The organism is Vreelandella arctica, assembly GCF_037070215.1.
Lineage (GTDB): Bacteria > Pseudomonadota > Gammaproteobacteria > Pseudomonadales > Halomonadaceae > Vreelandella > Vreelandella arctica.
This window is the reverse complement of sequence record NZ_JBANSN010000006.1, coordinates 104740-125425: the sequence shown is the minus strand read 5'-3', so window position 1 is coordinate 125425 and position 20686 is coordinate 104740. Positions and strand designations below refer to the sequence as shown.

The window sequence follows — 20686 nt, the reverse complement described above, 5'->3', positions numbered from 1 at the left end:
TTCATAGCCAAGCCCGTTAATCCCCATGACGGCAAAACGATAGCACTGTTACAATGGATGAATGAACAGTGCTTTTGTTACGCCAACCGCCTCCCTCGACGACCCCTTCTATTACCTGACGAACTTTCGCTTCGTTTTGGCTTGGGTTGGAGAACGCCATGCTGATCTGCTTGCTGCAGAAGAGCTTACTTTTCTTGAGCAGTTCGAAAGCTTGCCCCAGGCCTCTCAAGCGCTTCTGGTGCGCATGGTCATGCGTAAAGGTGAGCTGTTTAGGCTCAGCAAATTAAGCTATACCGAAGTAGGTGACAGCGCTGAGGCGATAGCGTCATTGGTCGCGCTGGGCTGGGTCGATAATGATCCAGCGCTTAGCGTCGATGAGCTATTTAACCAGCTGCGACTCGCCGAGCTTCGCCACATTTTAGCCGATGAGATTCACGCCGCTGGGCTGAGCGTGTCTAGCGCTAAAACTATGCTCTACGACACCTTAACGAGCCAACTGCCACACACCGCACCCTTACAAGCATGGTGGCCTGATGCCAGCGATCAAATCGTGCGTCTCAAGGTAATGGAGACCTGCGACCGGCTGCGGCTGATGTTCTTTGGCAACCTGCGCCAGGACTGGGCGGAGTTCGTGTTGACCGAGCTGGGACTGCAGCGCTTTGAGACGGTACCCTTTACGCTGCGCTCTCGCGCATTCCAATCGCGCCAGGAAGTGGATACCTACTTAGCGCTCCATCAACTGCGTCAACGTCTTGATGCAGGAGAATTGCCCACTGATCTACATATTGAGGTGCCGCCGCGCGCGGATAACCGTTGGCTCGCTACGCGGCGTGCACGGTTACTGCTGCAGTTGGGCCGAGAGGCAGAGCGTAGCGGAGATGCAGCGCTGGCGCTGACGCTTTATCGCGATTCGGGCAGCAGCGAAGCGCGGATACGCCAGCTTCGGGTGTTGGAAAGGCAGGGCGAGCATCAGGCTGCTTTTGAATTGGCGAGCAAGGCACTCAATAGCAGCCCCAATGAGACAGAGCACCAAGCACTGGCGCGGCTGCTACCACGCTTGCGGCGACAGCTTAAACTACCTGCTTCGCCGAGTGTCCCGGAGCCCGCCCATGAGCGTTGGGACTTGCAATTGCCTGGGCCGCAAAGCGTTGAGCGCGCCGTGGCTCAAACCCTCAGTGAACCCCAGGCACCCGTCTGCTATGTGGAAAACAGCCTGATCACGGGACTGTTTGGCTTGCTCTGTTGGCCGGCAATCTTCGCACCACTGCCGGGCGCTTTCTTCCACCCTTTTCATAATGGCCCAGCGGATTTGTATCGCGACGATTTTGTGGCGCGTCGGCGTGACCTTTTCGATGCATGCCTAGGGAGCTTGGAAGACGGCAGCTACCGCGAAGTCATTCAGACGACTTGGCGCGAGAAAGCGGGCCTTTCATCGCCGTTTGTTCACTGGGCAATCGTTGATGAAGCGCTCATTGAGCTCGCACTGGCATGTATCCCACCTGAGCACCTTCGACACTGTTTTGAGCGGCTGCTGGGTGATCTGAAAGCCAACCGGGCAGGGCTGCCGGACTTGATTCAGTTTATGCCTGACGCGCCGGCTGGCGAACCGCGCTACCGGATGATCGAAGTCAAAGGCCCCGGTGATCGGTTGCAGGATAACCAGCGCCGCTGGCTGACGTTTTTTCACCGTCATGAGATGCCCGTCGCAGTGTGTTACGTGCGCTGGGTCGCCAGCGACGAGCTTGAGGTATGAGTACGACCTATCGCGTGGCGGTGCGGGCACTGTGTGATTTCACTGCCCGTGAAGGGGATCTCGATCATCGCTTTACCCCAGCGCCCAGCGCGCGGGAAGGCATCGAAGGGCACTCCCTTGTCGCTAGCCGACGCGGAGCAGACTATATTGCCGAACTTCCGCTGTCGGGTGTCTTTGAGGGAGTGGTCGTCACGGGCCGAGCGGATGGTTTTGACCCCGTGGCTATTCGCCTGGAAGAGATTAAAACCCATCGCGGCAGCTTGGAGCGCATGTCAGCTAATCAGCGCGCCCTCCACTGGGCACAGGTGAAAGTCTACGGCGCACTGCTATGCGCTGAGCGAAGCCTTGAGCAGATCACCTTAACGCTGGTTTATCTGGATATCGCCAGCGGTAAAGAGACGCTACTGAGCCAAGACGCCAGCGCCGCCGAGCTGCAGGCGTTCTTTGCCTCCCAGTGCCGCCGCTTTCTTAGCTGGGCGAAACAGGAGGCGGACCATCGCCAGCGCCGGAACGCTGGCCTACAAACCCTGCGCTTTCCCCACGCTGCATTCCGCCCCGGCCAGCGCGAACTTGCCGAAGACGTTTATAAAGCCGCCAGCACCGGGCGCTGCCTACTCGCCCAGGCGCCCACCGGCATTGGTAAAACGCTGGGCACGCTGTTCCCCATGCTTTTAGCGATGCCGCGACAGCAGCTGGATCGCATCGCTTTTCTGACCATGAAAACCCCCGGCCGTCGTTTGGCGTTGGATGCTCTCGCCACGCTGCGCGCCAGCCAGAGCGATGAAGCCCAGCCCTTGCGTGTGCTTGAGCTGGTGGCGCGTGATAAGGCCTGCGAATACCCCGATCGCGCCTGCCATGGCGAGTCTTGCCCGCTCGCTGCCGGTTTTTACGATCGTTTACCTGTTGCCCGTCAAGCGGCGGTGGAAGAGGGGTGGCTGGATCGCGAAGCGCTGCGCGAGGTGGCGTTGGCCCATGATGTTTGCCCCTATTATCTCAGCCAGGAACTAGCGCGCTGGGCGGATATGATCGTCGGTGACGTTAACCACTGGTTCGATAGCCACGCCCTGCTGCACGGTTTGGCCCAGGCCAACGATTGGCGAACGGGCGTACTGGTTGATGAAGCGCATAATCTGGTGGAGCGCGCCCGCGGCATGTACAGCGCTAAGCTCGATCAGCAACGCTTCAATCGGATACGCCGGTCATCACCCAAAGCGCTGGCGGGGCCTTTGGGGCGCTTAGCCCGCCAGTGGCAAAATGTGGTTAAAGACGCGGGGCTGGAAAATGAGGGTGGTCAGGGCAAGCCAGCCTACCGACTGCTAACGGCACTGCCCGATAAGCTCGTGGCCGCCGCTCAGCAAGTAGGGTCTGCCATCACTGATTATCTTGGCGAGCACCCCGAGCAAACCAGTTTTGAGCTTCAAGAACTGCTGTTTGAGGCGCTGGCGTTTTGCCGCTTGGCAGAGCGCTTTGGTGAGCACTCGTTGTGTGATATTACTCGCCATGGCCGCGGGCGAGCAGTGCTCGGGTTGCGCAACCTGATACCCGCCGACTTTCTGGCTGCACGGTTTAACACCGCGCACTCCGTGGTGCTGTTTTCAGCCACATTAAATCCCGCTCACTACTACCGGGATCTATTGGGTTTGCCGGAGAATACGCCCTGGCGCGAGGTTGTTTCTCCTTTCTCAGCGTGCCAGCTTGAAGTGCGTATTCGCAGCGATATTTCGACCCGCTTTCATGATCGAGAGGCGTCGATTGAGCCGATGGTGGCGGCCATGGCGCAGCAGTATCAGCGCAAGCCAGGCCACTACTTGGCGTTCTTCAGCAGCTTTGCCTACCTGGAAGCCGCGCTGAACCACTTTCGCGAGGCGCACCCAGGCGTCCCCGTTTTCAGCCAAACCCGTGGCATGCCCGAGGCAGCGCGGGAGGCGTTTCTAGCGCGCTTTACGCCCGGCGGAAAAGGCATCGGCTTTGCGGTGTTGGGCGGCGCCTTTGCGGAAGGTATCGACCTGCCCGGTGATAGGCTGATTGGCGCTTTTATTGCCACGCTGGGTCTGCCGCCGTTTAACGATTTTAACGAAGCGCTTAAAGCACGGCTAAACGCGCGCTTTGGTCAAGGTGACGACTATACCTACCGCATTCCCGGCATGATCAAGGTGGTGCAGGCCGCAGGGCGAGTGATTCGCAGTCCTGAAGATGAGGGCGTTGTGGTATTAATGGATGATCGTTTTGCCCAGGCCAGCGTGCGCTCGCTATTGCCAAGCTGGTGGTCGCTGGGAAATCCCAACCCATAATTTAGGACCCTAACGCGAGCTATGACAGATTTACTCTGGTACCAGTATGCGCTGATCGGACTGATATTTGCCTGGAGCGGTTTTGTGCGCACCAGCCTAGGGTTTGGAGGCGCTGTACTGGCGCTGCCGTTCCTACTGCTAGTGACAAACGAACCTCTGGTGTTCTTACCGATTATTGCTATTCATCTGCTGATTTTCTCCAGTTGGATTGCCTGGAACGGCCATCGCCAACTGCAGAAAGAGGGTGTGGGAGCCGATTCCCCTGAGAGCAATATCGATTGGAGGTACCTATTCAAAGCCCTGAAAATCATGATCATCCCCAAGCTGATTGGGGTGGTGGGGCTGTTAACGCTGCCCGCTCAAGTCATGACCAGCATTATTTTCGGCATTGTGTTCATTTATGCCATTGGCTACGTCCTCAACAGACCGTTCAAGAGTAAAAACAAATATGTCGACTACGTGCTACTGGCGCTCGGGGGCTATGTCAGCGGTACTTCACTGATTGGCGCGCCGCTAATTGTGGCGGTATTCGCTGCTCATGTGGCCAAGGAGCAGCTGCGGGATACCATGTTTGTGCTGTGGTTTATTCTGGTGGTCATCAAGATGGTCTCGTTCCTGATCGCAGGCGTAGACCTCCAGCTTATCCACCAGCTGTGGCTGTTGCCCTGTGCATTCATTGGTCACTTGGCGGGCGAGAAAGCCCACCGCTATATGCTGAAAGCGGACACCGGGCTATTTTTTCGCGTGCTGGGCGCAGTGCTGATTCTGGTCAGTGTCGTTGGGTTGATTCACCCGCCCGCATGAATCCAGGCGGCGTACTCGCCGCCTGTTAAAGTTGGCTGTCTGCCTTAAGCGTCGTCTTGCCCAGTACGATCAGGGCGACGGCCAGCAGGCCGCACACCACTGCCATGCCGGTAAACACATTACGCAGCGAATCCAGCCAGATGACCGCCGGGGCGACCACCACCGGGGAGACAAACTGGCCGAAAAAGAAGGTCGAGGTAAAGCCACCAAACACTCGGCCGCGGACACGCTGCGGGGTGATTCGCATCAACCACGTGGTGGTATTCGGCATAAAGGCGCCAAGGCCAAAACCGGAAATGGCCGCGCCGACAATGGCCATGGCGTAGCTTTGGGTGAAGCCGACGATTAAAAAGCCGGTCGCCGCCAGCAAGAACCCTAAGACATAGATCGTCATCACCGACAGAAACGGTTTGTAGTAGCCGTAGCCAAAGGCCACGATGCTGGCCGTCAGTGCTGACATAGAGAGTGCAATGCCTATCGCTACACCGCTGATTTGCCCCTGTTGCGAGAGCAAAAAAGGCAGTTGCGCTGGAAACATATAAAACATCGCCATACTGATCATGGCAATAAGGTAGCCAATGCCTGTACGCATATAATCTACCTTCACCGGCGCACTGCCAGTATTACTGCCAGCTCCATCGCTGGACTTGGGTTCTTGTAGAATTGCCCAAGCGTAAGGCAGTAAAAGTACGCCGGTTAAGTAGAGTAAAAACGGGCCGCGCCAGCTCCAGTCAGAAAGGAGTCCGCCAAGGTTGATAAAAATAACCCCGCCCAACGCCATGCAGCTACTTTGCAAGCCCAGGAAGCGTACCCGCTCGGTACCATCAAAGTAATCACCCACCAGCGTAGTACTAATGCTGAGGATGCCCGCCACGGCAATGCCCATCAGTGCCCGTGAACTTAACAACAAATCCACACGATCAATAAAAAAGCCTGATACCCCAGCAAAGCCATAGATACACAGCATCATTAGAAGCAGTTTCTTGCGCCCAAAACGGTCGGCGAGATAACCCATTAATGGACTTAAAAGCGTAATCATCAGCGCTGGAATGGTCAGGATCAGTTGAATGATCACTTGGGGCTGATCAGGGAAGTGGCGGCTAATACCCGGCAGCGCAGGCGCAATAATCGCCCCCGACATCACGGTCATGGTGCTGGCAAAAAGGAGTACGGCCTTAATGTGTGTTAATTGGCTAATAGTCTTGGCCCACTTTAGAAGAGAAGAAGGGTTCAAAGCATAAATGCCAATCGTAGCATAGTTGTTAGCAGGCTATTTTATTTTTGAATGGCGCGTTTAATAGGAAGTAGCAGTGAGTGCTAACTATCTGTCACCTAGAACTACCACAAACAAAAACGGCCACTTGCTGTGTTAGCTAAGTGGCCGTTTTTAATAGTGTTCTTGGTCGGAATAGCAGGATTCGAACCTACGACCTCTGCCTCCCGAAGGCAGCGCTCTACCAAGCTGAGCTATATTCCGAAGGTTGTCGAGCTGTGCTCAACAACGGAGGTGGATCATACTTAGCCAGACGTATTTTTTCAAGTCCTCGGCGGCGCGAACTACCAATTTTTATGCTTGGCGATCAACCGCTAAGCGAGCCAGCTGGGCCATGCTGTCGCGGTAGGCGCTGGGTGGCAAGGCTTCTAACTGCTGTAAGGCTTTATCGGCCATCTCTTCGGCACGCTGGCGGGTATAGTCGAGTGCGCCGGTGGCGTGAATAATTTCCAGCACGGCGTCGAGTTGCTCAAGCCCGCCATCGCGAATCACCTGGCGAATCAGCTTGGCCTGTTCCGGCGTGCCTTGCTCCATGGCGTGGATCAGCGGCAGCGTCGGCTTGCCTTCGGCTAGATCGTCGCCAACGTTTTTGCCCATGGCATCGGCGTCGCCCTGGTAGTCCAGCAGGTCGTCAATCAGTTGGAAGGCGAGACCCAGGTAGCGGCCATAATACTGGAGTGCTTGCTCTTGCTCCGGCGTTGCTTCTGCCAGCACCGCACCGCTGTGGGAAGCCGCTTCGAACAGCATGGCGGTTTTACCCAAAATGGTCTCGAAGTAATCTTCTTCAGAAATACTGGGGTTGCCGATATTGGTCAACTGCAGCACTTCGCCTTCGGCGATGATGCAGGTGGCGCCGGAAAGAATCGCCATAATGCGCATCGAGCCCACATCGACCATCATCTGAAACGAGCGGGCGTAGAGGAAGTCGCCTACTAATACCGAGGGTGCATTGCCCCAGGCGTCATTAGCGGTTTTCTTGCCGCGCCGCATATGCGATTCATCCACCACGTCATCGTGTAACAGCGTGGAGGTGTGCATAAACTCTATTAAGGTGGCCAGCGGTATATGCTTGTCGCCGGTGTAGTCGAGCGAGCGGGCGGCCAGTAGTGCCAATAAAGGGCGCAACCGTTTGCCACCGCTTTCGGTAATGTACTGGCCGATGGTTTCAACCAGCGGTACTTTGGAATTGAGCTGCTCGACAATTGTGCGGTTGACGGCGGCGAAGTCATCGGCCACCACGGCGTGCAGCGGTGAAGGCGTTGGGCTGACGGGCTGGGCTGAGGAGACGTTGGCGGTCATGGAATCCGTTCATCGCGGCAGATGGAGGCGGTAAGTGCCGCCCGTATTTGTGGAGTAGATGTGGTCATGTGTTGGGGTCATGCTATGGGGCTGCCTGTTGGGCGTCAAGATACGAGCGACGGTTACACTTTAGTCGTTAACGGACTTAGCAATTGACAACGGCCTGTGGTCTTGCGGTAAGCGTAGATAGTCGTTATAATCCGCGACCCACTCATCATGCTCCCTGTCAGATGGCTCCAAAAGGGGCGCCACTCGCAGCAGGTCGATAAGAGCGTAAGGCGATGAGCGCTGCCGAAAGCGGCATTAACGACAAGTCCGGAGAGCGACATGTACGCAGTTATTAAAAGCGGTGGCAAACAGTACCGCGTTCAAGAAGGTCAAACGCTCAAGCTTGAGAAAATCGAAGTCGCCACCGGCGAAACGATCGAGTTTGACGAAGTGCTGATGGTTGCAGACGGCGATGACTTCAACATCGGTGCGCCGATGATCAGTGGTGCTAAAGTCTCTGCCGAGGTGGTTTCCCACGGCCGTGGCGATAAAGTGACCATCATCAAGTTCCGTCGTCGTAAGCACCACATGAAGCGTCAGGGCCACCGCCAGTGGTTCACTGAAGTCAAAATTACCGGAATTTCTGCGTAAGCGGTCAATTCCCTTAGGAGGATTTTGCAATGGCACATAAAAAGGCAGCTGGCTCCACGCGTAACGGTCGCGATTCCGAGTCCAAACGCTTAGGTGTAAAACTCTTCGGTGGCCAAGCGGCGACTGCGGGTAACATCATCGTGCGTCAGCGCGGCACGCGTTTCCACGCGGGCACAGGCGTAGGCCTAGGCCGTGACCACACGCTGTTCGCACTGAGCGACGGTTTTGTGAAGTTTGAGACCAAAGGTCCCAAAAACCGCAAGTTTGTTAGCATTGTTTCTGCCTAAACGGCGAATGCTATGCTCGTGACTGTGCAAGTTTGGTGACGAGAAAAAGGCCCCGCTATGGCGGGGCTTTTTTGTCGGTTAAATCTCTTTTCCAATACGCTTCACCACGATGTTTTTACCACCATGTCTTTATCAGTATGCTGGTGGGCATAAAGGGTTGGGCAACGAGTTGGAAAAAAAGTAGTGCATATTAGGGCGGCGGAAGCGGCCGGGAGAATCCAATGCAGTTCGTCGATGAAGCCTCGATTATTATTGAGGCAGGCAAAGGCGGCAATGGCTGTCTGAGCTTTCGCCGCGAAAAATATGTGCCCAGGGGCGGCCCCGATGGGGGCGATGGCGGCCATGGCGGCAGCGTTTACCTGATTGGTGACGATGCGCTCAACACCCTGATCGATTTTAAATTCCAGCGCTTCTATAAGGCCCAAAACGGTCAGGGCGGCATGGGCCGTCAGATGAGCGGCAAAGCCGGTGAAGACCTGCACGTCAAAGTGCCGGTGGGCACCACGGTCATTGATGAAGATACCCTGGAAGTCATCGCCGATGTGACCGACATTGGTCAAGTGGTGTTGGTAGGCGAAGGGGGCCGACGTGGGCTGGGTAATATTCACTTCAAGTCGTCGACCAACCGCGCACCGCGGCGCACCACGCCGGGCACCGAAGGCGATCGCCGTAACCTGCGCCTGGAAATGAAAGTCATGGCCGATGTGGGGCTGCTGGGAATGCCCAACGCGGGCAAATCCACGCTGATTCGCTCGGTGTCTGCGGCCAAACCTAAAGTCGCCAACTACCCGTTTACCACTCTGGTACCCAACTTGGGCGTGGTGAAACTGGGTATGCACGAGCACTTCGTAATGGCCGACGTACCCGGCTTGATTGAAGGGGCCTCAGAAGGCGCTGGTTTAGGGCTACGTTTTTTGAAGCACCTGACGCGCACGCGGCTGCTGTTTCATGTGGTCGATGTGGCGCCGTTCGATGAGTCTGACCCGGTCGAGGCCGCCAAGGCGATTGTTCACGAGTTGGGTCAGTTCTCCCCCGCGCTATCTGAGCGCCCCCGTTGGCTGGTGTTGAACAAGTTCGACCTGCTGCCAGAAGATGAGCGCGAAGAGCGCGCCCAGGCAATTATCCAGGCACTGAATTGGGAAGGCCCGGTATTCCGCATTTCCGCGATCAGTAGCGATGGCACCGATAAGCTGGTGCAGGCGGCCTACCGCTGGTTGACCGAGCAGCGTCGTCTAGAGAACGAAGATGAAGAGGCGCTGGCGCGCGAGCAGGAAATGCGTCGCCGAATGGAAGAGGAGTCGGTCGCGCGCACCGAGGCGCGCCTGGGTCGTCGTCGCAAGCGTGACGATGAAGATGATGACGATTTTGACGATGATGATTATGAAGTTGAAGTCGAATACGCCCCTTAGTGGTATGGCGCGGGTGTCTTCAGTAGTAAGCTTAAGTTGATAAGCAAAAAAGGGGCTGCGTTCGCGTGGCCCCTTTTGTAAGTGTCGGATTGAGGCGGGGTGGCATGGAAAGTAACGAGCAAATCCTAGGACGCGGCGCGTTGAGCCGTGCACGGCGGGTAGTGGTGAAGATAGGCAGTGCGCTACTCACCAACGATGGGCGCGGGCTGGATGAAACCGCCATTGGCGGCTGGGTCGATCAAATCGCCGCCTTGCACCAGCGGGGCGTCGAAGTGGTGCTGGTCTCATCAGGCGCCGTGGCGGCAGGTATGGTGCGCCTGGGTTGGCAGGTGCGCCCCAGCGCCGTGCATGAACTGCAGGCCGCCGCCGCGGTAGGCCAGAATGGCCTGACTCAGTGCTATGAACAGCACTTTGCCCGTCATCGCATGCTCACCGCGCAGATTTTGCTTACCCACGATGACCTTTCCAACCGCAAGCGCTACCTGAATGCGCTCTCGGCGCTGCGTACGCTGGTGGAGATGCGCGTGGTGCCGGTAATCAATGAAAACGACACCGTTGTAACCGACGAGATCCGCTTCGGCGATAATGATACGCTAGGGGCGCTGGTCGCCAATCTGCTGGAAGCGGACGCGCTGCTGCTATTGACCGACCAGGAAGGCTTGTTTGACGCCGACCCGCGGCACAACCCCAACGCCCAGATGATTGCCGAAGGGCGCGCGGACGACCCGCGCCTAGCCGCTATGGCAGGAAGCGGGGGAGCGCTGGGGCGGGGCGGTATGACCACCAAAGTGCGCGCGGCGCAGTTAGCGGCGCGCTCTGGGGCGGTCACGGTGATTGCCAGTGGACGCCAGCCTGATGTTATCAACCGGATTATGGCGGGCGAGTCGTTAGGCACGCTGTTGCGCCCGGATCAAGTGCCTATGGCGGCACGCAAACGTTGGTTGGCGGGGCAATTGCAGGTGCGCGGCACGCTGGTACTGGATGCCGGTGCGGTGAAAGTACTGCGCGATAAAGGCTCTAGCCTATTAGCGGTCGGCGTGCGCAATGTGCAGGGCAGCTTCAAGCGCGGTGATATGGTGGTGTGTGTGGATGAGCAGGGCGCCTCAGTGGCCAAGGGCTTGGTTAACTACGGCGCCGATGAAGCGCGCCAGTTGGCAGGCCAGCCCAGCCACCAGATTGAAGCGATTCTTGGCTACGTGGAAGCCCACGAGCTGATTCACCGCGATAACCTTGTGGTGGTTTAAACGTATCGTCGCTAGCGTATTACCGGCGGAAGAGGTACTTGGCGCGGCCAGTTGTCGGGCACCAAAAACAGCCGCTCATAGCGCTGCTGCTGCGGGTAATACAGCATCACTTGCTGGGGTGAGCGCCAGGCATGCACCTTTTCGAAAATGGCGGGCAACTGTTCTGCCATCGGGCGAAAGGCGCTGTGAAGGGGCGGTGCTAGCCAGTGAGGTTTTTCCAGCCATGCCATTTCAGGCCTTTCGGTTACACTCGCCGCCAGCGCAGGCCAATCGCGTAAGTAACACCACGTCCCACGGCGGTGATCGGCTGTCGCGCCTTCGGGCGCTGGCATTGCCGCGTGCCAGGGATAATAGAGTACGCCCGGCATTGCCAGTCGCTGGGTTAGCTGCTCGCCTAACTCACTACTTGAAACCCCAATGTCCCGTGGCGTCAGCCAGTGAGCGAGTGTTTCCAACGCGGGTGCCGTGGTGGAAAGTGGCAATTGATGGCGGCGCAAATGGCCGCACTTCAGCGCTAGGCTGTCTAACCCGCCGGGGCCAATCCAGCGGCTTTGGCTGGTGGCAGCGCCAGGCCCCTCCGGCAGCCCCAGGTAGAACTTGATTGCCACTTCCAAATGCACCGGTGCCGGGTTAGCACGCGTTCGGTAGAGCATATCCAGCTCGCCGAGCGTATTGCGCTTTCGGCTGATACGCACGTTGCGGGCCAGCAGCCGTGTATTCGGTGCGTGGTTTAACAGCGTGTGCCATAGGCGTTCGTGATAATGCCCCATGCGCATCGCCCGGCTGCCGTTCAATGCGCTCAACGGCGGTTGGCCAAGCTGGCGTAGCCAGGGAAGCAGTGTGCGCGCAAGTCCTAACTCTTCCATGGTGGGACGTCCTGCGCAGGGAATGGGCGGCGGCAGCTCCACAATATCCGGTGTGGCGATTAGCCAAGCTATATCGCGTAGTACGGGGTCACTAAGCCCTGAATAAAAGTGTCCGGAATCCAACCGCACCGTTGTGCCGGTTTTCTCATCATCCAACGCGCCATCACCGCCTTCATTCAGCACGAATTTCTCCTCAACACATTGATTAGCTCAGCGCTATGGTTTGGCCGCCAGCTGCTACGCTGTAAACACGTTATAACGTTAATCTCTTGAAATCCTACCCTGGCCAAGGAAAGGAGCGTATTGCATGGGTAATGCTAAGGCGAAAAAGGCTAAATCGAAAAATCAAACGGCCAAAACGACGAATAGCCAAGTGCCCCAAAAGCAAGCTGAAAAAACGGCTCCTCGAACACTAACACCAGAAATAGGTGCGGCGCTGTTTGAGGATGCCCGTTCACGCTTAGAAGATGTGTTCAACGCGCTCGATATTCACGCGGATGCCCAGGCGCGCCTGATGCAGCCCAGTCTTTCGCTGCAGGTGAGTATTCCCGTGCGGATGGACGACGGCAGCTTAAAAGCTTTTCCCGCCTGGCGAGTCCACTATGACACCAGTTTAGGGCCAGCCAAGGGGGGGGTGCGTTTTCATCCCGATGTTAACCAGCATGAAGTCACTACGCTAAGTTTCTGGATGGCGGTTAAATGCGCGGTGGTTGGCTTACCTTATGGCGGCGGGAAAGGCGGCGTCCAGGTGGATGCCAAGGCGCTCTCTTCACTAGAGATTGAGCGGCTGGCGCGCGGCTACATCCGCGCCATTGCCGATATCATGGGGCCCGATCGGGATATTCCGGCGCCTGATGTGAACACCGACGCGACGGTCATGGGGTGGATGATCGATGAGTATGAGCAAATCGTGCGGGCTAAAGTGCCCGCGGCCATTACCGGAAAGCCATTACCGCTAGGCGGTTCGCCAGGGCGAGTGGCCGCCACGGGGCGAGGCGCGCTAAAAGTGCTCGATTTGTGGGCCGAGCGTGAAAAGCGACAACCGGAAGAGACCACTGTGGCGGTGCAGGGGTTTGGTAACGCGGCTTACCACTTTGCGCGGTTAGCCAGTGAACGTGGCTATCGTATCGTCGCGGTATCCGATACCACTGGTGCTTGCTACCACTCAGATGGACTCGATATTGAGGCTGTTAAACAGGCTAAGTCGAATAGCGGTAAGGTGACCGACAGCCAAGCAGGGAAAGCGATGACGGGGGATGAGCTGCTGGCGTTGGACGTGGATGTATTAGCGCTGGCGGCGCTTGAAAACCAAATTCACTGCGACAATGTGCACGAGGTGAAAGCAGGCGCTATCTTAGAGATCGCCAATGGACCACTGACTAGCGATGCTGATCAAACGCTTGCCAAGCGTAATGTGCCGGTGCTGCCGGATGTGCTCGCCAATACAGGCGGCGTGATCGTCAGTTATTTTGAGTGGCTGCAAAACCGGGCGGGAGAAAAGTGGAGTGAAGCCCAGGTGAATGAACGCTTGGACGCACTGCTGAGTGAAGAGGCTGGCAAGGTGTTAACGCGCGCAGGCACGGAGGATATCACCTACCGACAAGCTGCCTATCGCCAGGGCATCGAACGCATTGCGGCCGCTATTATGGCCCGGGGAAACTGTCAGGACTGTCGTTGATTAAAGACGCTTAAAGCGCAGCGGGCTCCCTATAGGGAGCCCGCAAAGCGATTAGCTAAGACCGTTAATCGCGGTCAATTTGGGTAACTTCAGAAGAGCCCTGACGCACACTGATTTCCAGCTCACGGCCATTTTCACCGCGGCCTTCGATATCGATGATGCCGCTCTTGTCGATATCAAGGTCTTCAAACTCAACCATACCTTCCTGGCGGGCAACGTCTAAGGCCTGGCGGATATCGTCTTCGCTCATGCCCCAGGCACCGGTAATTAGGCGCTCGCGTTTCTCTTCTAGCGTATCACCGTTATCAAGGGAGAAATCCACATCCGCGTACCACTCTTCGTCCAGCCAGCCTTCTACTTCTACGCGGCCGCGACCTTTAACGCTAATTTCTTCGTAGTGGCTGAACCCGTAATCATTGGAATGGGTCAATACGTCATCGATGCGATCCATCGGCAGCGAATCGGCCTGGGCACTGCCCGCCGCCGCTGCAAGTAGCAGGGCAGAGGTTGGGATCAGCAGCATTTTTTTCATGGTATTCATAGCAAATTCCTTCTTTACGTATTTAAACGTGAATGAGTGACTGACACTCAACGAATGCGACAGGGAATTTATACCATCGCTATACTTTCCTTAAGCTGACAAAACTGTTCATCTAGCGTTCATGTTGTCTTTGGCATGCTGGCACTATGAGTAAACTCCTATGTCACTTCATCAAGCCGCTACGCAGCGTACAGCGAAGCGCTCGGCGCAATGTCACTGGCTTGGCCCTGCTGCTATTGCTGGCGGGTAGTGCGGTGGGTGACCAGCCATGGGAATCGCTGCATGGCGAAGTAGGCCGCGGAGAGGTTGTTTCCCTCGACACCATCTTAGATTGGCTGGAAGCTCACTACATAGGCGACGTGCTGGAGGTGGAAGTGGAGCGTGAAGGAGGGTACGTGGAGTACGAAATCAAGCTGCTCGGCCCGCAGGGTCAAGTCGTCGAATTTGAATTCGATGGCCATAATGGCCAGCTGATGTCTATCGAGGGCGTGCGTATTAATGATATGCGTCGCTAGTGCCGTTACGACAAGCCTCGTTGCCATCGCGTTATTTGTATTCCCAAGTCGTTATCGAAAAGGGTAGTTAGCCAATGAAGTGTTTGCTGGTAGAGGACGACCAAGCGCTAGCGCGTGAGCTGAGCCAAGCGTTGCGCGATGGTGACTGGCTGGTAGAGCATGCGGCTAACGGCCAGGATGCCGATTTTCTAGTACGTACTGAAGCTTACGACACACTGATTTTAGATGTAGGGCTACCCGATGGGGATGGGACTCGCTGGCTGGCGGCGTGGCGGGAAGACGGTATTGATCTGCCTGTGCTGATTCTAACCGCTCGTGAGCGGTGGGCGGATAAAGCCGCGGGATTTACCGCTGGGGCAGATGACTACGTCACGAAGCCGTTCGAGCCAGCGGAAGTGCTGTTTCGCTTGCGTGCGCTTGTACGCCGCAGCCACGGTCACGCTCACCCAGTATTAAAAGTGGGCGAATTGAGTTTAGACACCCACACTCAGCACGTGACGTTGATAGGGCGCCCGGTCGGCTTAACCGCACAGGAGACGCGCCTGCTGGGCTATTTAATGCACGCGGCACCGCGAGTGGTGAGTCGTACCGAGCTTTCAGAGCATGTTTACGACCGCGACCATGAACCTGACTCTAACGTGATTGACGTTCAGGTCAGCCGCCTGCGCCGTAAGTTGGGCAGTTGGCGAATTGCCACTCAGCGGGGCCAGGGTTATCGGCTGTTAGCAGAAGAGCCTGGCAGCGAATGAGTCAAGCCAAAACGGCTTGGCGGGGTCGTTGGGCGCGGCGTTCCATCAGCCTGCGGCTATTGCTGGCCGTATTAGTGATGGTGGGGCTGGCCCTGCCTATCGCTGGCACGCTACTTTCTCACCATTACCATACCTCGGCCACTCAGGCCTTTGATGATCGTCTTGGCGCGACGCTTAATGTCATCATGGCGGGCGTGACTTATGACCGTTTAGCGCAGCAGCTTGTCCACGACCGGGCGCTGGGCGACCCGCGTTTTGAGAATGTCTACTCCGGCTGGTACTGGCAAATCACCGATGGCGGGCAACATACCCTGGCCTCTCGCTCACTATGGGATCAACGCCTGCCAGTGGTGGAGAATGAAAACCTCAGTGCGCGCTCATTAATCGGCCCGCGGGGGCAATCGCTGCGCGTGGTGGAGCGCGATATCTACCTGGCCCCGTTAGAGGAACCGCTACATATTAGCGTGGCCGCCCGAGACGATGTGCTCACCAACGATATCCGTGAATTCCAATATCTGTTGTGGGGCGGGTTGATCGGCTTGGGCGTGTTGCTACTCGGCGTGTTAGCACTGCAAGTTCGCTGGGGGTTAGCGCCGCTGCGCCGCATGCACGCCAATCTTCATGATGTGGAACAGGGCCGCAGCGAACAGTTAGATACCCGCTTGCCGGAAGAGTTAGCGACACTGGCGGCCTCAATGAACGCGGTGTTGGCACGCGATCAGCGCTTAATCGAGCGCGGACGCCATACCGCGGGCAATCTTGCCCATGCGTTGAAAACACCGCTGAGTGTGATGCGCCTGCAGCTTCGCCAGCTTCCAGAAGCGAACCGTGCCGCCTGGGCGGTAGAGTTGGAACGCTTGGATAGCGCGGTACGTCATCACTTGGCCCGAGCCTCCGCGGCGGGTGAAGGCGTGCGCTTTGCACCTATTGATCTACACCCTACGCTAACACCGCTACTTAATGGACTCTCCAGGCTTGCCCAGCGGCGCGGCATTGTGCTGCGCCAAACCTGGGGCCAGAAAATCAGAGTGCACATGGATGAGCAAGATATCCAAGAGCTGGTGGGTAACTTGATGGATAATGCGCTGCGCTGGGCGCATAGCGAGGTGCAGCTTAACGTGAAAATTGACGGTCAGAAGTTGATTTTAACCGTTAGCGATAACGGCCCTGGCATGTCGGAGGCAGAGTGCCAGCAGGCGGTTCAGCGTGGTCAACGGTTAGATGAGCACCGCTCTGGCAGTGGCCTGGGGCTGGCCATTGTGACCGATCTTGTCGCCCTGTATAGCGGCCAAATGCATCTTACTCGCGCCAGCACCGGCGGGTTAGAGGTAGTCGTCGAGCTGCCTGTGGTGGCGCATGGATAACGGAGACTTCATTGGATGAATGGCACTGATACGCTGCCCGATATATTAGCCGGCCCCTTATTAAGACGCATCAGCACGACTCGGCTGGTACTTTGGATGGTCGCCACTCGGCGATTAAATATGACGCTAATACTGCGGCCTGGGCAGAGTAATGCCGCGTCGATTGGTTTGGCGCATCATCAGCAGTGCATTCCTATCGGCCAGCGCGCCTTTATCTATCTAATTGATATTGATCTGGATTCACCGCTGCCCTGCGATGAGCGCATCGAGTATGACCTGCAAGTTGAAACGACAACGGGTAATTGGCGCTCATTGCCCGAATGGGCGCCATGGCTATGTTATGACGGCGCCGCTTATCCCGCCTTTGTGATTGCCTCGCGGCATCACCGGCTTATGCATGGTTCCTGCCGCAAACCCCATCACGACAGTGACGATGGTTTGGTGCGCGCCGATAGCTGGCTCGCCGAGCAGCAAGACGCCCCGGCAGAGTGGCCCGCTTGGCTGCTGATGACCGGTGATCAAATTTATGCTGATGATGTAGCCGGCCCTATGCTGCGCGCCGTGCATGCGCTCATAGCGCGGCTAGGGTTGGTGGATGAGTGGCTGGAAGGCGCCACGGTGGACGATAGCCAAGCCCTCTACGACTCGCCCGATAGTTACTATCAGCGCGCTGAGTTGCTGCCGGATGTGACCAAGAATGTGGCGCTACGCAAGCGCTTTTTTAGCGGCGTCAAGAAGCCGGTCTTTACGTCGGCGAATGCGCAGAACCATTTAATGACACTGGCTGAAATGCTCGCCATGTACTGCTTGGTATGGTCCCCCGAGCCCTGGCGAGTGATGACGTTCGACGCGCCTGCTTTAGATCAAAAAAATGCCGAGCTCTATCGTCAGGAGCAGGCGGTGATAGACAGCTTCGTGGCTGGTTTGCCGCAGTGCGCGCGGTTAATGGCGCACTTACCCAGCCTGATGATCTTCGATGACCACGATGTGACCGATGACTGGAACCTTTCCGCTGACTGGGAGCTCGCCGCTTACGGCCATCCGTTCTCGAAGCGCATTATCGGTAACGCCCTGGTGGCCTATTTGCTCTGTCAGGCCTGGGGGAATGACCCTGATAAGCTCAATCCATTAACCCATCACGCCTCGACGCTGCTGGGTGATGGCAGCCAGCCGCTGGTATGCGCCGAGCAAGATGGCTTCATTGAGCGGCTACTGCGTTTTCAGGGCTGGGAGTTTCAAGTGCCGGGTACGCCTACCTTAATCGTGCTGGATACCCGAACCCGCCGTTGGCGCAGCGAGCGCAATCTTAATCACCCTTCTGGGCTGATGGATTGGGAAGCGCTGATGGAGATGCAACAAGCGCTAATGGGGGCCAAAAGCGCGGTGATCATTTCGCCCGCCCCGATGTTTGGCGTCAAATTGATTGAGAGTATTCAAAGAATCTTTACCGCGGTGGGTAAGCCATTAGTGGTCGATGCTGAGAACTGGATGGCCCATCGCGGGGCGGCCAATACGCTGCTGCAAATATGGCAACACTCCAAAACCCCCGGCAACTACGTGATCTTGTCGGGCGATGTGCACTACTCGTTTGTCTACGACATCGTGGTTCGTCATCAGCGGCGTTCCCCCCACCTATGGCAAATCACGTCGAGTGGGATTAAAAACACCTTTCCCACCACTCTGCTCAATACCTTTGATCGGTTGAACCGCTGGTTATATGCGCCGTTGTCGCCACTCAACTGGTTTACCAAGCGTCGCAAACTGAGCGTTCACCCCCGAGACCCCGACCGCGCCAGCGCGGGCGAACGGCTCTGGAACGCCAGCGGCATTGGCTTGGTAACGCTGGACGAAAAAGGGCACCCGATTGATATTCGCCAGCTGGATGCTGATGGCTGCGATGTGGTCTTTCCGCCGCCCGAAAAGCCTCTTCAGTAAATAGCGTCTGTCGTTCAAAGCGGTTGGGTGTTCACTGCCTGATTAGTCATTTGTCATGATAGCGTCACGAAAATGACGCATGCTTGCAGCTTACCAATCACCGCTAGGGAAGGCTGCACATCAGTACCCGGCTGCCTTGTGAAGGTAAACGGGGGCTGATGAATAGGACAGTAGGCAAATGACCGCACAAGAAGCGCAGTGGCTTAATCAAATTATTGCGACCGAAGAGCTGCAGGTGCTCTTTCAGCCCATTGTGGATGCCAACCAGCAGGCGATTTATGGCTACGAAGCACTGATTCGTGGCCCCAAAACGTCACCGCTGCACTCGCCGTTACGGCTGTTTGATGTGGCCACCCAGGCAGGGCAGCTAGTGGAGTTAGATTTACTCTGCCGACGCTTGGCGATTCAACGCTTTGCCGAACTTGAACTGCCCGGCCTGCTATTTCTTAACGTCATGCCGTTAACCATCGTTGAGCGTGATTTTCGCGAAGGCTTAACGCTGGGCTTCATTCGCGAGAGCGGCCTTCCCCCAGAGCGAGTAGTGATTGAGCTCACCGAGCATGTGCCGATTCATGACTATGAGCTAATGCGCCAAGCGGTGGATCATTACCGTGACATGGGCTTTCAGGTGGCGCTGGACGATTTGGGGGCAGGGCACTCAAGCCTGCGCCACTGGTCAGAACTGCGGCCCGATTTCGTCAAGCTTGATCGGCACTTTATCTCAGGGATTGATCAGGAGCCTGCGAAGCGCGAATTTCTCCGCTCGATTCTTGATGTGGCGCGTAGCCTGGATTGCCAGCTAATAGCCGAAGGCGTGGAGACTGCGGCGGAGCATCTCTGCTTGTGGGAACTCGACCGTGGGCTCGCGCTACTGCAAGGCTTCTATTTTGCTCGGCCAAGCCCGCAGCCGCCTTTACAGCTCAACATGGTGCTGCCCGCGACAACCCAGTTAAAAAGCCCTGCTGGCCGCACTGCGCGCTCGATTTTGCGCACGATTGAGGCCATCACCACTGACTGCGCAGTGCCACTCATCTCCGAGCGGTTTCGCCGCCAACCCAGCTTACGCTGTGTGGCCGTATTGGAGGACGGTAAGCCCGTGGCAGTGGTGCGTCGCAATGCTTTTTTAACCCTGTTCACCAACCCTTATAGCCATGCGCTGTATGCCAAACGCTGCGTATTGGACGTGGCCGATGTACGCATGCTGGTGGCTGAAGCAGATACCCCGCTTGAGGTGTTGAGCCAGCAACTGACCGATAGCCACGATATTGAGCAGGAAGACTTTGTGATCACCAATGATGAAGGTGATTACGTGGGCATGGGTAATATCGTTGACCTTTTGCGTGAAATCACCGCGATTCAGGTGCGCCACGCGCGCCATGCCAATCCGTTGACCGGCTTGCCAGGCAATATCCTGATTAACGAAACGCTGGTCGCTTATTTAGCCGCCGAGCAGGGCTTTGCCGCCGCTTATGTCGATTTGGATAATTTTAAAGCGTTTAACGATGCTTACGGCTATGCCCGGGGCGATCAGGTGATTATTTCGCTATCGCGGCTGCTGCAGGCCCAGGTAGAAAGCGCTGGTGGCTTTATCGGCCATATTGGCGGTGATGATTTTATGATGTTGCTACCGCACAGCCATTGGGAAAGCGTTTGCGGCCAAATCCTGCGCTCATTTGAAGTGATGGCCCCCGGTTTCTATGAAGAAGCGGACCGGCTGAAAGGCGGGATTCAGACTGAAAGCCGACAAAATAGCGTGACGTTTTTCCCCTTTGTCAGCGTGTCGATTGCAGTAAAACCTGTCACCGATACAGCTACTTGCAGAGCGCTGGATATTGCCGCTGAGCTGTCTGAACTGAAGCATCAAGCCAAAAAAATTCCTGGTAACAGCCTGTTTGTTGAGCGTCGCGGTAGCTGCGTTAGCCAGTAAAGCGCCAATGTCATGTTACGTTAGCAAAATCGTCACCAAGCGGTCATATAAATGCCCCGTCGTTGTCATCTGAAATGGTCAGGATTGTGGCTATCTTTTAACAACACGTTAG

17 protein-coding genes and 1 tRNA gene are annotated in these 20686 nt (G+C 56.7%); 13 read left to right on the top strand and 5 right to left on the bottom strand.

The window, feature by feature from the left end:
- The first annotated feature begins 61 nt into the window (after positions 1–61).
- From V8L70_RS07465 to V8L70_RS07455, 3 genes are read left to right on the top strand one after another with little or no spacing between them, the layout of a single operon-like run.
- The gene (locus V8L70_RS07465; RefSeq protein ID WP_101147069.1) at positions 62–1753 is read left to right on the top strand and encodes a VRR-NUC domain-containing protein; all 1692 of its coding nucleotides are present in this window, start codon (positions 62–64) and stop codon (positions 1751–1753) included.
- A complete protein-coding gene (locus V8L70_RS07460; RefSeq protein ID WP_101147068.1) occupies positions 1750–4044 on the top strand; it encodes an ATP-dependent DNA helicase in 2295 nt (764 codons plus the stop codon). The genes V8L70_RS07465 and V8L70_RS07460 overlap by 4 nt, the downstream gene beginning before the upstream one ends.
- 21 nt (positions 4045–4065) lie before the next feature.
- Positions 4066–4848 carry a sulfite exporter TauE/SafE family protein gene (locus tag V8L70_RS07455; RefSeq protein WP_101147067.1) on the top strand — a complete coding sequence of 261 codons (783 nt, stop codon included), beginning with the start codon at positions 4066–4068 and terminating at the stop codon, positions 4846–4848.
- Positions 4849–4873: 25 nt separating this feature from the next.
- Here V8L70_RS07455 and V8L70_RS07450 read toward each other — a convergent pair whose 3' ends face one another.
- From V8L70_RS07450 to ispB, 3 genes are all read right to left on the bottom strand, one after another.
- Positions 4874–5998, bottom strand: coding sequence for an MFS transporter (locus V8L70_RS07450; protein ID WP_101147066.1), 1125 nt, complete (start codon positions 5996–5998; stop codon positions 4874–4876).
- 250 nt (positions 5999–6248) lie between these two features.
- Positions 6249–6325, bottom strand: a tRNA-Pro gene (locus tag V8L70_RS07445).
- Between the two features lie 90 nt (positions 6326–6415).
- On the bottom strand, positions 6416–7420 hold the full coding sequence (gene ispB, locus V8L70_RS07440) for an octaprenyl diphosphate synthase (protein WP_008957067.1): 1005 nt from the start codon (positions 7418–7420) through the stop codon (positions 6416–6418).
- A gap of 327 nt (positions 7421–7747) precedes the next feature.
- Here ispB and rplU point away from each other — a divergent pair, with 327 nt between their 5' ends.
- The 4 genes from rplU (at position 7748) to proB (ending at position 10999) form a co-directional block, all read left to right on the top strand.
- A complete protein-coding gene (gene rplU, locus V8L70_RS07435; protein WP_022520761.1) occupies positions 7748–8059 on the top strand; it encodes a 50S ribosomal protein L21 in 312 nt (103 codons plus the stop codon).
- A 29-nt stretch (positions 8060–8088) separates the two neighbouring features.
- Entirely contained in the window at positions 8089–8346 is a 258-nt protein-coding gene (gene rpmA, locus V8L70_RS07430; protein ID WP_008957069.1) for a 50S ribosomal protein L27, read from the top strand.
- Between the two features lie 221 nt (positions 8347–8567).
- Positions 8568–9755, top strand: a complete 1188-nt coding sequence (gene cgtA / locus V8L70_RS07425; protein WP_101147065.1) for an Obg family GTPase CgtA — start codon at positions 8568–8570, stop codon at positions 9753–9755.
- A gap of 104 nt (positions 9756–9859) precedes the next feature.
- A complete protein-coding gene (proB, locus tag V8L70_RS07420) occupies positions 9860–10999 on the top strand; it encodes a glutamate 5-kinase (RefSeq protein ID WP_101147064.1) in 1140 nt (379 codons plus the stop codon).
- Positions 11000–11010: 11 nt separating this feature from the next.
- Here the strand turns inward: proB and V8L70_RS07415 are convergent, their stop codons facing one another.
- Positions 11011–12048 carry a DUF1853 family protein gene (locus V8L70_RS07415; RefSeq protein ID WP_101147063.1) on the bottom strand — a complete coding sequence of 346 codons (1038 nt, stop codon included), beginning with the start codon at positions 12046–12048 and terminating at the stop codon, positions 11011–11013.
- A 124-nt stretch (positions 12049–12172) separates the two neighbouring features.
- On the opposite strand from V8L70_RS07415, the gene V8L70_RS07410 reads away from it, so the two are divergent.
- Positions 12173–13543 (top strand): Glu/Leu/Phe/Val family dehydrogenase, encoded by a 1371-nt coding sequence (locus tag V8L70_RS07410; RefSeq protein ID WP_336269157.1) that lies wholly within the window; start codon positions 12173–12175, stop codon positions 13541–13543.
- 64 nt (positions 13544–13607) lie between these two features.
- On the opposite strand, the gene V8L70_RS07405 is transcribed toward V8L70_RS07410, so the two are convergent.
- Positions 13608–14084, bottom strand: coding sequence for a hypothetical protein (locus tag V8L70_RS07405; RefSeq protein WP_101147062.1), 477 nt, complete (start codon positions 14082–14084; stop codon positions 13608–13610).
- 146 nt (positions 14085–14230) lie between these two features.
- On the opposite strand from V8L70_RS07405, the gene V8L70_RS07400 reads away from it, so the two are divergent.
- The 5 genes from V8L70_RS07400 to V8L70_RS07380 all read left to right on the top strand — a co-directional run bounded on the left by V8L70_RS07400 (position 14231) and on the right by V8L70_RS07380 (position 20574).
- On the top strand, positions 14231–14599 hold the full coding sequence (locus V8L70_RS07400) for a PepSY domain-containing protein (protein ID WP_101147061.1): 369 nt from the start codon (positions 14231–14233) through the stop codon (positions 14597–14599).
- Positions 14600–14673: 74 nt separating this feature from the next.
- Positions 14674–15348: a response regulator transcription factor gene (locus V8L70_RS07395; RefSeq protein ID WP_101147060.1), complete on the top strand. Its 675-nt coding sequence runs from the start codon at positions 14674–14676 to the stop codon at positions 15346–15348.
- Positions 15345–16712, top strand: a complete 1368-nt coding sequence (locus tag V8L70_RS07390) for a sensor histidine kinase (protein WP_008957077.1) — start codon at positions 15345–15347, stop codon at positions 16710–16712. The genes V8L70_RS07395 and V8L70_RS07390 overlap by 4 nt, the downstream gene beginning before the upstream one ends.
- A 15-nt stretch (positions 16713–16727) precedes the next feature.
- Entirely contained in the window at positions 16728–18647 is a 1920-nt protein-coding gene (locus V8L70_RS07385) for an alkaline phosphatase D family protein (RefSeq protein ID WP_101147059.1), read from the top strand.
- A 178-nt stretch (positions 18648–18825) separates the two neighbouring features.
- Positions 18826–20574 (top strand): bifunctional diguanylate cyclase/phosphodiesterase, encoded by a 1749-nt coding sequence (locus V8L70_RS07380; protein ID WP_101147058.1) that lies wholly within the window; start codon positions 18826–18828, stop codon positions 20572–20574.
- The last annotated feature ends 112 nt before the right edge of the window (positions 20575–20686 follow it).